Genomic DNA, 14,050 nt, shown 5'->3' with positions numbered 1-14,050 from the left:
ATATTTCTGATGCCTGCCTGTGCCTGATCAGGAACTGCGCGTGGATTGCGGCAGTTCGGATACCAATCGCAGCGATGCGGTCAGCTCATCAAGCTGATAGTGCGGACGCAGGAAGGTGACCGCCTTGTAGACGCCGGGTTTCCCGGGGACTTCAGCAACCTCTACACGGGCTTCACGCAGTGGATATTGCGCCTTCGCTTCCTGACCAGCGTTGTCATCGAGCAAAACGTATTGAGACAACCATTCGTTGAGGTAGTCCTCGACGCTTTGGCGTGATGCAAAGCTCCCCACCTTGTCGCGCATGATGGCCTTCATGAAATGAGCGATACGCGATGTGGCGAAGATGTACTGCAGTTGCGAAGAGAGTCGAGCGTTGGCGTTGGCAACGTCGGTATTGTAGTGCTTGGGCAGCTGCGCCGATTGCGTGCCGAAAAAGGCCGCATAATCGGTGCCCTTGCAATGAACCAGCGGGATGAAGCCCAGATCCGAAAGCTCCTTCTCGCGACGATCGGTGATCGAAATTTCGGTTGGGCACTTGAGGGCCACTTCACCATCATCGGTCTGGAAGTTATGTGTCGGAAGGTCCTCTACCAGGCCGCCGCCCTCGACGCCCCGAATGGCGACACACCAGCCATATTTTGAAAAGGCATCGTTGACACGTGCGCCCATGGTATAGGCCGCATTCATCCAGAGATAGCGGTTGTGGTCTCGTCCATCGACGTTTTCGGTGAAGTTGAATTCTTCAACCGGCGTGGTTTCTTCGCCATAGGGCAGCCGGCCAAGAACATGGGGCAGGGTGAGGCCCACGTAGCGGGCATCTTCCGAGTTGCGAAAGGATTTCCACTTGGCGTATTCGACCGTGTCGAAGATTCTTGACAGGTCGCGGGGGCCTGACATGTCCGTAAAGGAGTCCCAGCCAAAGAGCTCGGGAGAGGCCGATGAAATAAACGGCGCATGCGCCGCGGCGGCCACATGGGAGATCTGCTCGAGCAGGTACATGTCCTGAGGATGACGCCCGAACTCATAGTCACCAATGAGCATGCCGTAAGGCGCTCCACCGAAGGTGCCATATTCTTCTTCGTAGACTTTCTTGAACAGCGCGCTCTGATCAAATTCAGAAGCCGACTTGAGATCCTTGACCAGATCCTTTTTGGATGCGTTCAGCACATGAATTTTCATGTTGGTGCTGGTTTCAGTCTGGTCGGTCAGGTACTTGAGCCCGCGCCAGGAGGATTCGAGCTGCTGAAATTCTCCGGCATGCATGATTTCGTTGAGCTGTTCGGACAATAGCGAGTCGATCTCTGCAATTCGCGAGTCAAGTACGGCAATCAGGTCCTTGCTGGGCGTTACTTCACCATCAAGTACCTGATGGACCAGTTCATCGATCAGGTCACGTGTACGGCTGCGCTCTGATTCCGAGCGTGCCACACGGCTTTCGGAGATGATGCTGTCCAGTAGCGAGGCTTCCGGGGCAAAGGTGTCCTGGGTCTCTCCTTGCATTTGCTGGTCTATCTGATTCTCGGCCATGGTTGCTCCTGTTATTCCTTGTCTTCGTGCGGTCTGGCGGCAGCTTCTCGACCCAGTTCTTCACCCAGGGTCTTGAGTTTGTCGGTATTTTGCAGAACGTCCATCAGGAGTTCCTCCAGCCGATCATTGCCTCCCATCTTGTTGCGAAGGTCTGCCAGCTTGCTGCGCACTTCCAGCAGCTTGCGAAGCGGCTCGACCTGGCGTACGACTTCCTGCGGCTCGAAATCTTCCATCCGGTTGAAATTAAGTTCGACCGGCAGCTGAGTGCCATCGTTGGCCAGCGTGTTGTCGACTCTATAGCTCAGGCGTGGCTTGATGCCCTTCATGACACTGTCGAAGTTGTCACGATCAACGTTGACGAACTTGCGATCCTTGAGGCGCGGCAATGGCTCGAGCGGATTGCCCGAGTAGTCGCCCGCCACCCCGACCACGAATGGCAGTTCCTTCTTTTCGATGCTGTCGCCAATCTCAACGTCATAGGTCAGATGAACACGGGGCGCACGTACACGTGAGAGTTTGTGCTGGGTACTATCATTTCTGGCCATGAAAGGTTTCCTGTTTCGTTATGGCGGGCTTGTTGGAGGATGACCGCAGCTCAGTGCGGCAAAAGTCATGTTCTGACCGGCATGTCGTGTACGGCCGTGAGAAGCTGCTCACGCAGATCGTCCTGCATGATGTCGATGGCGGTGTCATCAATCAACTCCTCGAAGCTGTGGGTGCCGGAAATGTCGGTGCTTTGACGGATGATATCTTCACCGGGCAGTGTGGCATTAATGGGCGAGCCCATGATGCAAAAGGGAAGATCACCAAACCCCTTGAGTCGTTGAAAGCTGATGGGAAAACGGAGGTCCCGTAGCAGCCTTCCCAGTCCATCAGCCTTGCTGAAACAATGAAACAGCATCAGATAGTGCACCACAAAGCGTTGCAGTTCCGAGCTGCTGCGATTGGGATCGTTGATCACCTTTCGAAAACGACTCAACTCAAAGGATGAATACCCCACCACCCAGCGCACCGGGCTGATAACACGTATACGTTCCTCGGCGGTCAGGTCGATATCGTATTCGAGTGCAAAAAGCGCAGGTGTCGAACTGATGATATTCAGTGGGATATCCAGTTCATTCATCAGGTTGAAGGGCGCTGCACCGGCATGCTTGTCAAACAGGGAGCGAAACTCCTTGAAATGATGCTGGCTTTCCCGACCGCTACCTCGCGGTGCGCCCTGTAGATATTCCCCGAACAAGGGCTGGGGTCTGACCAGTGGCGCCAGAGTAGATAGGTGATCGCTGGCCCGCGCCTTCAGCAGGTCCGAGATCATTCGTGTGCGTTTTCTTGCCTGAATGAACGTTTCAACATCGAGGGGCTGAGTCATCACGTTTTCCTGGACATGGTTGCAGATACCTTGTGTGTGAACCGCTTCATTCAGCCGCTGGCAGGCGACGCCCTGTTTTCGAGTATATTAATATAATTAATCAATATGCTTCTGTATTAAAGGTTCTGTTATTTTTCGTGGCTAATTTTGACATGTCTTTAAGCTGATGTTCCACTTCCGTTCGCTTTTCGTCTGTCCGTATTCAGGTCTTCTGCGCCTCAGGAAGAGGACGTTGTGGATATTGAAAGGTCAGGTGTCACGGGCTTCAAAAGGGCCTCTTTACCCTCATCATCGGTAATAGCCTGGCCTTCATTGTTCATGGGCTGAAGGGCGCCATCCGAGCGAATCAGCATAAGTTGCTCGTCTCCAATCTCTGGTATCAGCCGGTAGCAGCGGGTGTTGTCGTCAATAAGGTCATGTTCGATTCGCCACTGGCCCCAGCTTGTATTAACGCGCTGGCCTCCCGGCGCATCGACTCTGATTTCGTGCATATAGAAGCTTTCCGAGGCGCCGGTAATGGGGTCGCGACTGATTACCAGTTCGGTGGTGATACCTCGACAGTCAGGGCATGGCAGGGTCCCTTCAAATCGCTCCACTGCCCTGATGGCATGAACTTCGGGAGAGGGTGAGGCACAGCCTGTTAACCATGCCAGAACTGTCATCATTGATAGGGTCAGAATCGGTTTTTTCATGGTCCTTTGAATCGCCATAAAGTGTATTTTCGTAACTTGAGGTGAGTTTTTGTGCGGATTATAACGATTTAATCTGATAAAGTATGTGATGTATTTCATAAAGGCTATGTCAAACATGCCTTTTTCTCGATCAGAAGCCTGTTCAATCCGAGGCGTCGTCAATGTCACCAATGCGGTACGTACTAATATTTTGCGCGGTTTTCCTGGTTGGCGGTTGCGGCGTTGCTGATCGGGTTGGTAATCGTATGAGCAATTCCTGGGCGGGTGATCTATTTGGCAACCAGGAACGCGTGAGAGTAGTGATCACAAGCGACGCTTCGCTTAATCCGGATGTTCAGGGTGAGCCTTTATCGGTAGTAGTGCGACTCTATCAGCTTGGAGAGCTGCCACCCTTTGCAACGGCTGCCCCTGACCGGCTATGGGATGATGCGGAGGGTGTGCTGGGTGACTCGTTGATTTCCCAGCGTGAGCTCACATTATTGCCTGGCGCTGAAAGAATTGACGTGGCGCCTCTCGATGAAAGAACCCGCTATGTGGGCATTGCAGCTTTCTTTCGTCACACAGGGGGTAATGCATGGCATGTGGCATTGAATGCCAATGAGTTGCGTCGTGACGGTCTGATAAGCGCCTCCGAGGGCATTCGGGTGAAACTCGCGGGGGACCGGATGGAGCTTGAAAGAGGCGATGACCTGATCAACCGTTAGTCGGCAAGCGACCGGTTATTGACGAGACATCGAAGGAGGGCGCTGATGCTTATACATCAGTGTGCTGACAGCATAAAGGTAAACGCGGCGGCGTTCGGGATGAATTCAAGTGAGCAAGCATAATCGCATCATGTGGTCAGAAGGCATGTTCCTTTTGCCGCAACACTTTCAGTATCAGGATGAGTTTCATCAGCGTCAGCAGGCTGCGGCGCGACAGTCTCAGACGCCGTTTCACTGGGGCGTTCAGCAACTGACCGTTGATGAGGGGGCCCTGGAGCAGGGGACTCTTCGACTGACTCGCCTCAAAATGGTATTTCCCGATGGCACACTAATGGATGCCCCGCAACACGACCCGCTGCCTCTCGGTCGTGATCTCAATGAGTTATCTCGCAATACCGAAGTGCTCATCCATGCGGCATTGAAAGTGGTGGAACCCTGGGCGCCCAGCTACCTGAACGAGAACGTACCCCGCAATGGCAATCGTCGTTTTATCCAGCGTTTCGACACTATGGTTGACCTCAATGAAGGCTCGCTTGAAAACGAACTTGGGATGCTGGAGCTTAATGTTACGCTTTTGATGGAAGGTGACAGCCTGGACGGATACACCAGTTGTCCGATAGCCCTGCTCAAGCGCAATGCTGCTGGAGGATTCAGCCTCGAGACGCGCGAATTCATGCCGCCTTCGCTTCATCTGTCTTCTTCTTCATTGCCGCTCGAGATTGGTAACCGTCTGGTCGGCATGCTTCAGGCGCGCAGCGAGGCTCTTTCAGGACGTCGACGCGAGCGCGCCGACCAGGTGGCTGAATTCGGCTCCAGTGACGTCACGCTTTTCTGGCTGCTTTATACCATCAACCGGGCCTACCCTCAGCTCTCCCACCTTATTGCTCATACGGGATGTCATCCTGAAAGGCTCTATCGTTTTCTGGCGGAGCTCGCTGCCAGTCTGATGACATTTTCGATGTCGCATGCACTGGCTGATATTCCTGAGTATGACCATCACAATCCGGCTCCTTCGCTGCTGAAGCTCGAGCAGGTCGTGCGAGAGCTGTTGGATGTTGTGGTTCCCAATCAATACATCCCTATCCCGCTCGAACAGACCCGACCCTCATACTATATGGGGCGGCTCAATGATGCTCGTCTCAAGGACGCTGACTTTTATATCAGTGTTCATGCCGACATGCCCGGTGCCCGTATTCTGGAGCTGGTCCCCAGGGCCTTCAAGGTGGGATCTCCTGAAGACATTGAAGTCGTCGTTAATACAGCGATGCCCGGCGGCACACTGACCCATGCTCCTCGACTACCCAGCGCCATCCCGGCCAGGCTGGACAACCACTATTTTGCTCTTGAGCCCCATGGAAGTGTTTACGAACGCATGATGAAGGCGCAGGCCATTGCCTTTTACGTACCCAGCGGGTTCACCAACCTCAGCATTGAACTGATGGCGGTAATGAAATGAATGAAGCCCTTGCCCGGCCGGTAGACGAGGCCGCTCCACGAACCCTGAAATATCTCTCGCGCGATTTCATCTCCATGGTCCTCATGGTGCGGCGCGGTCAGCAGGCAGAAAGTGTCGAGAAATTTCTGGAGAGCGTTGATCGATGGCTCAAGGACTTTGAAGAGCATGCTCGAGGAGAAAATTACAGCGCTGACGCCGTGAAGGATGCTCAGTATGCACTGTGCGCCTTCCTTGACGAAAGCGTGCTCAAGGGCGGTGTGGGCAACATTCGCGAACATGTTGAGCTGCATCCGTTTCAATACCGCTATTTTGGTGTACATCTGGCTGGCGAAGGATTCTATGACCGTCTGGATGCGCTGCGCGCGGATGTGCCAGGCAATCTTGATGTGCTGGAGGTCTACCATTTATGCCTGGCGCTTGGTTTCGAGGGCAAATACAGCCTGGAGAATCGGGAGCAGCTTCGCTATATCGCCAACACGCTGGGTCAGGACATTGCCCGCTACCGTCACCATGATGCCGGCATTAGCGAAAGCTGGAAGCTGCCTGATCAGGTCGGGCAGTTGTTGCGCTATGAAATTCCTTTCTGGGTTTATCTGCTGGCCATTGCCGTGATCTGCCTGGCGGTGTACGGCGGTCTGCACTGGTGGTTGGATAGTGCGACGGGGGCGCTGACCGAACAGGTCCATCAACTGTTTACTACCCCGGGCAAGAGTGAGTAAGACATGATGCGATTTCTACGATTTCTGCGCTTGCTCAAGGGGTTCTGGGCACTGGCCATCGTGCTGTGGCTGGCTGGGCTTGTCATGTGTGTTTTACTGCTGCCACTGATAACCCAGGAGCGGGAGCAGGTTTTCATTGCCATGGCCCTTGTAACCGCCGTCTGGCTGTTGGCCGTGGTTCTTCGCCAGTACCATCGTATTCGCTCCGAGCGCAACATCGAAAACCTGGTTGAACTCGAAGTGCATCGTGAAGCGGCCGACAGCGAGCCGGGTGACTACCAGGTCTTGAGAGAGCGGCTCAAGCATGCCTTGTCCATGCAGCGTGCCTCTCGCTCGGTTGAAGGTGGCAGAGCGTCCCTTTATGCACTTCCGTGGTATCTGGTCGTGGGCATGTCTTCGGCTGGCAAGACTTCATTACTGACCCGTTCCCCACTCTCGGCCACCATGGCCGGCGGCAGCCAGATTTCAGCTGTCAGCGGCACCCAGCACTGTGACTGGTACTTCAGCCGTGAGGCGGTAATGATCGATACGGCTGGACGGTATCTCACCGATGATCGTCCTGCCAGTGAGTTTGCCGACTTTCTGAAAACGCTTCGCAAGCAGCGCAGTCGTCCCGCCATTAACGGCCTGGTGCTGGTTGTCAGTCTGCCGGATCTGTTAAAGGACTCCCGGCAACAGGCCCACGCACTGGCAGAGCAGCTGGTGAGCCGGGTTGATGAGTACCGTGACTGCCTGAGGCTCAATCCACCGATTTATCTCTTTTTCAGCAAGGCAGATCTGTTACCCGGTTTTACGCGTACCTTTGAATCACTTGATGCCGCCGAGCGCCAGCGTCCCTGGGGTATTACCTTCTCTCTTGAAGAGCTTCGTCAGCAGGGCGTGATTGCTGCCTTTCAGCAGCGCTTTCCGCACCTTGTCGATCAGCTTCGTACCACGGTGGATCGGCGCGTAATGGAGGAGGGGCTCAAGGCAGACAGCGAGCTTCTGCGCTTTTGTGACTACTTTGCCGAACTCTCGGGCGTGCTCAGCGACTTTCTTGAACAGTTTGACAGCCAGCTTCACGGTGAGCGTGCCCCCGTACTGCGCGGTCTTTATTTTACCAGTGCCCTGCAAGGCGGTCCGGCCCTGCCAGCGCTGCTGGATGAACAAACGCGCCATGACTTTGCTCTGGAGCAAAGCATTGGTGTGGCCAACGATCGTGAGTCACAGGGCGAAAAAAGCTATTTTATTGCCGGTACCTTTCGTGACGTCATCTTCGCTGATCGTAATCTGAGCCTCTACTACTCAAGGCACGGTAATCGCCGCGCTCTACCGCCGCTCCTGATCGGTGCGGCAGGGCTGCTGGGCGTGGCCGCTATAGCAGCGCAGGGCTGGTCTGCCTGGCACAATCACCAATGGATTGATGGTATCTCACACACGCTTGAGCAGAAGGAGCGTGGGCCGATCATGAACATGGATCGGGACCAGCGTCTTGCCCTGCTGGAGGACATGCAGCGCCAGTTGACCACCATCGAGCAGTATCGGCAGCAGGGGGTGCCGTTGCAGCTTGACATGGGGCTTTATCAGGGCGATGCCATGCGTGATGCCCTGATGCAGGCCTGGGGGGCGCTACTGAAGGCCGAGGCGCTGGCACCTCTGCAGATTCGTCTGGCACGACAGCTGCGTGACCTGGACGTTCTGGCCGGTCGTCATGATGGGCTCGATACCCGTGCAGAGACTACTCGTAATGAACTCTCTGCCAATGAATCCATGCAGGAAGAGTCTGGCGCTGATGAACGTCCGGCGCAGGTGCTGAGCGCTCGTGGTCAGGCCATCGGCAACTCTGCCGTATCCCGCATGGAGGAGAGCTCCACCGAACGCGCTGCGCTGGGTAGCGTGCCTACCAGCCTGTCCGAGGTAGGGAGCCGAGTGCGTAGTGAGGCTCGTTCACGTACTACCGACAGTGCTCGGGATGCCTGGTATTCGGCGCGCAGCGATCTGCGCACCGAGGTAGAAGAAGGTATACGCCAGGGCGGACATGTTTCAGGAGAGCTGAATGGAAATAAGGCGGAGGCATCGGGTGTTGCATTAACGTCAGGCCAGCAGCGCGGGCCATCGCTTTCCGAAGAAATGTTGACGCGACTTGATCAGGCGGACATTGAGCGTCTGATAGAGGGTTACTCCTCACTGCAGCTCTATCTGATTCTGACGGATCCGGACGCTCATGAGGACCAGGCAGACTTCGTGGCCACAGCGTTACCACGTCTGTTAACCGACATGGCAGAGAGGAAGGAGATCGCTCTGTCCAGGGAAAGCATCGTGGACAGTGCGGCGCTGTATGTGCACTTTCTTCAATTGGGGGAGGCGCCGGCGCTTGAGCGCAATAAGCTGCTGGTGGCCGATACGCGCGCCAATCTCAATGCCTTTCTGATCGATAGCAGCCTGGTGGATCGTGAGTACCTGCGCTATCAACTTGAAGCTGAAAAGCGCTTTGATCCGCTTACGCTGTCGCGAATGGTGCCTGACATGTCCGGCCGGCTGTTGTATGCCAGCCGCGCTGTGCCGGCCCTTTATACCCATGAAGTGTGGGAGCAATATCTGCGCCCGGAAATCATCAAAACGGTATCTGGCGATCTCGATCGCGAGTCTGACTGGGTGCTCGATGATGAAAATACCGACGATGCCGTACAGTCAAAGGCCCGCTTTGTCAGCCAGTTGATGGCTCGCTACAAGCGTGACTATGCCAAAGCATGGGAGCGCTTTCTGGGCAGCACTCACGTCTCGCAGTTCGATACGCTGGATCAGGCCAGTAATAGGCTGGCTCAATACAGTGATCTGCAGACCTCGCCGCTGCGCCAGGTTCTGAGGGCCGTGGATGAAAACACCCGCTGGGATTCTCCGCGTACCCGTGATGAACAAGGTGATCAACGTGGCCACGAGCAGGATCAAGGGTTCTGGGCACGTGTCACCCGGGTCTTCGGTGACGACGATGCCAATGACCACTCGATCGACCTGACGTCGCTTCCGCGCATCAACGACGGCACGCTGGCGCGCCATTTTCGCCCTGTCTCACGGCTACTGGCGGCTGATGAAGCCACAGGCAGCGATGATTCCGTGATCAATCAGTACCTGCTGGATCTACGCCAGCTCAAGAACCGCATCGATAACATCCGTGGCGCTCAGGATACGGGGCGCAGCAGTAAGTTACTGATCATGGAAACACTGGCGGGGCAATCTTCCGAGATCAATACGCTGCACAATTTTATTGCAGCGCGCGTGGACACGTCTCGAATGCCACTGGTTGCGTCCCTGCAACCCCTGTTTCGTACACCAGTGGACAATACCAGGAAGGCCCTCGACGGACCGGCTCGTGCTCAGCTCAATGGTGCCTGGAATGATCAGGTTCATACGCCCTGGCAGCAGATGATCGCGGGTCGCTATCCGGTAGCTGATTCGATCAATGAAGCCTCGGTCCGTGACCTCTCTCATTTCATTGATCCTGATGATGGGCTGCTGTCGAAGTTTCGTCATGACGAGATTGGTGACCTGGCAGGTTCCGGTAGCGGTCAGCGTTCGAATATGGTCGATCCTCGCATGCTCAAGAGTATCGATAATGCCACCGAGCTTGGGCGTGTGATCGACAGCCTTTCCGATCTGCAAAACGGCTTCGAACTGCAGATAAATCCGACCTCGGGTCTAACGGAAATCGTGCTGACCCTTGATGGTCAAACGGTTCGCTATCGCAATAACAGTCAGCACTGGGAGCGGATGATCTGGCCTGGTGGTGGCCGATCCTCTGGTGCCCGCATGGATATCATCAATCGTAATGGCGAACGGCATACAGTCTTTGACTATCCCGGTCGTTGGGGATTTTTGCGGATGATCGATAGTGCGCACATTACTTCTCTTGATCGAGCGCGACAGCGCTTTGAATGGCGGACCTGGATGGGTGCAGTCAGCTTTGATGTGCGCAACTTTGGTGGTGTAAGGGTTTCGGATCTCAAGCGTATCAAGGCGCTCAGCATTCCCGGAATGGGCCAATGAGCAACAGGAACGAGCATCATGATTGGTTGCTTTGGCAAGATTCCCTGCAGAGCTGACTTTGTAGGTGTTAATGCCTCCGGAGAGGTCATTAGAGAGCTGGATCAGTGGTTTCAGCAGGCCTTGTTACGTTTTCTGGATCACTCGGACTGGCAGCAGCGTTTCGATGCTCTGCCCATCTGTTATTTCAGCTATCACGCCCGGGCGGGAGGAAATGTGATTGGGGCGATGATCAGCTCGTCGGATGCCTCGCAACGTCGCTATCCCTTTTTTATTTATCAAATGCTCAATGGTGAGCGGATCCGAACGCTGACCTGTCAGCATACTTTGGCCGAGATTTCTGCCAGCCAGATCAGACAGATTCTTACCGATGCGGTCCACGGCGATGCGCTGATTGATCCGATTCGGGCACTGTCCGAGTTGCGCAACTGGACCGATCAGGACCTTGTGCTCTATCAGCGGGTTAATGAGCGCTTTCTGGAGAATTACAGTCTGTCCGATATCACGGCGGCAATGATGTGGAATCGGCCCGAGTTCGTTTTGTCAGCCTGTCTGCATCGGCTTTATTACGTCATGCAGCGCTGGCAGGCGGGAAGCACCGTGGCAGCGCTGCTTCCATTACCGGCAGAGCGCGGACTCAAGCGCCCGGTGGCGGATCTCTGGCAACAGTGGCTGGGCCGTGCCTGTCCCGGCGGTCTGCCGGTAATGAGCCTTTTGATCGATGATTTCATGCAGCCCTGTCTGCTGATCATGCCCTCCTGGTCAAGTGCGGAGCAGTTTTATGAAGTGCTGTCCGAGCCGGGCAATCCTCGCCGCTGCATCGATGTAATGGCGTCATTCCATCCGGATGAAGCGCATCCTGGAACACTCTCATTACCTGATATGCATTCAAGCCTGGCACAGGCCATGGCACGTTTTCCAAGTCACGCCTGACGGCGGTGAGCATTGAGCGGATAACAGCGATGAAACGTTTTAAGCCAGCTTATCTGAAATACGCATTTTTCAAGTATCAGCCTTATATCCTGGGCATATTGTTCTTTATCGCGATTTTTTTGGTGTGGCGCCTGGGGGTGGCGCTGGGGCTGTCTTCGTTGACCAGCCTGCTCATCGGCATCCTGGTATTTTTGCTGGCCTCGGCCCTCTATGTTCTGCTGCTTTATCGCGGCGTAGGACAAAAGCGCAACCTTGAGCGGTTGTTGATGGATGATGCCGATGCGGCCGTGCTGGGTGCCAGCCCACAGGACCGTGAAGAAATCAGCCTGCTGCGAGAGCGGTTGCTCAAGTCGATCGAGCGGTTGAAAAGTACCGGCAGTGGACGTGGAAAACGTTCACGCGATGCACTGTATTCACTGCCCTGGTACATGGTCGTTGGACAGCCTGCCGCGGGCAAGAGCACCATGGTTTATCAGTCAGGCCTCAATTTCCCCTTTGCCGAGCGTGAGAATGCACGGGTGGCCGGTATGGGAGGGACGCGTCACTGTGACTGGTTTTTCAGTGCTGATGCCATCCTGCTGGATACCGCCGGGCGCTATATGGACAGTGAGGAGGAGGCCGGTAAATGGAAGGCCTTCATGGGCATGCTGAGTGAGCAGCGACGACGCTGTCCGCTCAATGGCCTGATTGTGGCCGTCAACATCAGCGATGTCATGCGTGCGGATGAGCATCAGCGCGGCCTTCTGGCACGGCGCTTGCGTGAGCGCATTCAGGAGGCCCGTGAGCAGCTGCAGTCACGGGTGCCCATCTATCTGGTCTTTACAAAATGTGATCTGATCGAGGGGTTCGCCTCTTTTTTCGAACGGCTTGATCCGGCTCGGTGCAGTGACGTGCTGGGCCATACCTTTCCTCATCAGCAGCCCCACAACGTCAACTGGGGCGAGCAGTTCGACAGGGCCCTGGGTGATCTCTGTCGCCACTGGCAGCAGGTCGGGGATGACGAAATCACGCAACGGGATATCACCGATACGCGCCGGGAGATCGCTGCGTTTCAGTTTCCGCTGGAATTTGAAGCCCTGCGAGGCCCTCTGAGCGACTTTGTTGGCACATTGACCAATGCCAATCCCTATCAAAGCGCGCCGTTACTGCGCGGGTTCTATTTCATCAGTGCCCTGCAGGAGGGCGAGGCGATCGAAGGGGAACACGCTCATAGCGTCAGTCGGCACTTCGCTCTTGATCGAGCGCCTGTGACCTCTACAGAACGAGCGCATCGGCCGTATTTCATCGCCAATCTATTTCGCGATGTCATCATCGCCGATCAGCACCTGGCCGGTCGCCATGTCAATAATACCCGTGAGCGACATCAGCGATTGGGTGGACTGGCGGCACTGGCACTGGTGGGGCTTTTGATCTGCGGTCTGTGGGTCCATTCTGCGCTGCGCAATCACGATGAGATCGACATGCTGTCGCAGTCTCTGGTCGAGGCAGGTCATCAGGATGATCGCCGGCCGGAGCAGTATGCTCGCTGGCACAGTCTTGACGCGCTCAGGAGCTGGAGTCAGCATTACTATGATCGGCGCCTTGAAGGGGGCGCGCCGCTTGGCATGCGCTGGGGGCTTTATCAGGGTGATGAGATCGAGCCGGCTCTGCGTCAGACCTACTTTGAAGCGTTGAAGCCCATCATGCTTGCGCCGGTCGAGCATAATCTGACCCGTTCACTCTACGCGCTGACCACCATTGATGTTTACCGACGCAGCACCGACGAGCTGCACAAGGTGAATGGTCCGGAAACGGTGGCACCGTTTGCACGTCCTGACAACAACAGTGCCCAGTCGCTGGCGACATTCGGTCGAGCCACGCTGGATACCTACCTGATGCTCTCGGAAGCCGACCGTGGTGACATTGACTCTGCACGCCTGCGCAATCAGCTTCCGGCGTTCTGGTACCCCGATATTGCCCGTAATGCTGATAGCGATACCCAGGCCGGTGAGGACTATAGGGAAGCGGGCCGTCAGATCGACTTCTATGCCAGCCAGTTGCCTGAAGCCGATGTGCCACGCATTGCTTCCAATGCGTTTTTGATGTCGAGCAGTCGAAACTATATCGACAGCCTGCTGGAGCAGACGCTTTCCTCGGCGGAAACCATTGTGCTGGAGTCGGATACGCTTTTTGCCTTTGGCCGTGGCGACTATGCCGGGCTGCAGAAGGCCGGGCAGCAGGAACTCGATGCGTTGGCCCAGAGGTTGCTCAATACGCGTGATTTGGGCGAGATCAAGATCACCGGACACGCCGATCCCATTGGCAATGCCGAAACCAATCGGAAGCTATCCCTGCAGCGGGCTCGTACGGTTCGTCAGTATCTGGTGGGCAAGGGTGTCCCTGCAGAGCTGATTGAAGCCATTGGTGCCGGTAGTGATCGACCTCTGGTGAGCTGTGAGAGACAACAATCGCGCGCTGATTTGATCGAGTGCATGGCACCCAATCGGCGTGTTGAAATCGAGGTGCGCAAGCAATCATGAGATGAAAATAAATTGTTGAAGGCTGAAACAGTCAAGAATTCAGCTTGAAAACCTATATGTTAGCGTTCACTGCAAAAGTCGTTTTATATATAATTCGAGTCAACCGATGTG

10 protein-coding genes are annotated in these 14,050 nt (G+C 55.4%); 6 read left to right on the top strand and 4 right to left on the bottom strand.

Annotated features, from left to right (window positions below; genetic code table 11):
- Window positions 1–27: 27 nt before the first annotated feature.
- From tssC to OQ287_RS04535, 4 genes are all read right to left on the bottom strand, one after another.
- Window positions 28–1,527, bottom strand: a complete 1,500-nt coding sequence (tssC, locus tag OQ287_RS04550; RefSeq protein ID WP_250937067.1) for a type VI secretion system contractile sheath large subunit — start codon at window positions 1,525–1,527, stop codon at window positions 28–30.
- A gap of 11 nt (window positions 1,528–1,538) precedes the next feature.
- On the bottom strand, window positions 1,539–2,072 hold the full coding sequence (tssB, locus tag OQ287_RS04545) for a type VI secretion system contractile sheath small subunit (protein WP_250937065.1): 534 nt from the start codon (window positions 2,070–2,072) through the stop codon (window positions 1,539–1,541).
- Window positions 2,073–2,137: 65 nt separating this feature from the next.
- The gene (locus OQ287_RS04540) at window positions 2,138–2,896 is read right to left on the bottom strand and encodes a hypothetical protein (protein ID WP_250937054.1); all 759 of its coding nucleotides are present in this window, start codon (window positions 2,894–2,896) and stop codon (window positions 2,138–2,140) included.
- Between the two features lie 218 nt (window positions 2,897–3,114).
- Window positions 3,115–3,705 carry a copper resistance protein NlpE N-terminal domain-containing protein gene (locus OQ287_RS04535; protein ID WP_250937051.1) on the bottom strand — a complete coding sequence of 197 codons (591 nt, stop codon included), beginning with the start codon at window positions 3,703–3,705 and terminating at the stop codon, window positions 3,115–3,117.
- A 44-nt stretch (window positions 3,706–3,749) separates the two neighbouring features.
- Here OQ287_RS04535 and tssJ point away from each other — a divergent pair, with 44 nt between their 5' ends.
- The 6 genes from tssJ to tssM all read left to right on the top strand — a co-directional run bounded on the left by tssJ (window position 3,750) and on the right by tssM (window position 13,939).
- Window positions 3,750–4,292 (top strand): type VI secretion system lipoprotein TssJ, encoded by a 543-nt coding sequence (gene tssJ / locus OQ287_RS04530; protein WP_322974097.1) that lies wholly within the window; start codon window positions 3,750–3,752, stop codon window positions 4,290–4,292.
- Window positions 4,293–4,401: 109 nt separating this feature from the next.
- Entirely contained in the window at window positions 4,402–5,748 is a 1,347-nt protein-coding gene (gene tssK / locus OQ287_RS04525) for a type VI secretion system baseplate subunit TssK (protein WP_250937049.1), read from the top strand.
- A complete protein-coding gene (icmH, locus tag OQ287_RS04520; RefSeq protein ID WP_250937041.1) occupies window positions 5,745–6,467 on the top strand; it encodes a type IVB secretion system protein IcmH/DotU in 723 nt (240 codons plus the stop codon). Before tssK ends, icmH begins: the two co-directional genes overlap by 4 nt.
- A gap of 3 nt (window positions 6,468–6,470) precedes the next feature.
- On the top strand, window positions 6,471–10,490 hold the full coding sequence (locus OQ287_RS04515; protein ID WP_250937039.1) for a type VI secretion protein IcmF/TssM N-terminal domain-containing protein: 4,020 nt from the start codon (window positions 6,471–6,473) through the stop codon (window positions 10,488–10,490).
- 18 nt (window positions 10,491–10,508) lie between these two features.
- Complete coding sequence (gene tagF / locus OQ287_RS04510; protein WP_250937036.1) at window positions 10,509–11,420, top strand: type VI secretion system-associated protein TagF; 912 nt, start codon at window positions 10,509–10,511, stop codon at window positions 11,418–11,420.
- Window positions 11,421–11,449: 29 nt separating this feature from the next.
- Entirely contained in the window at window positions 11,450–13,939 is a 2,490-nt protein-coding gene (gene tssM, locus OQ287_RS04505; RefSeq protein WP_250937033.1) for a type VI secretion system membrane subunit TssM, read from the top strand.
- Window positions 13,940–14,050: the final 111 nt, after the last annotated feature.

It is taken from the genome of Larsenimonas rhizosphaerae (assembly GCF_026240105.1).
Lineage (GTDB): Bacteria > Pseudomonadota > Gammaproteobacteria > Pseudomonadales > Halomonadaceae > Larsenimonas > Larsenimonas rhizosphaerae.
This window is presented reverse-complemented; position numbering and strand designations above follow the sequence as displayed.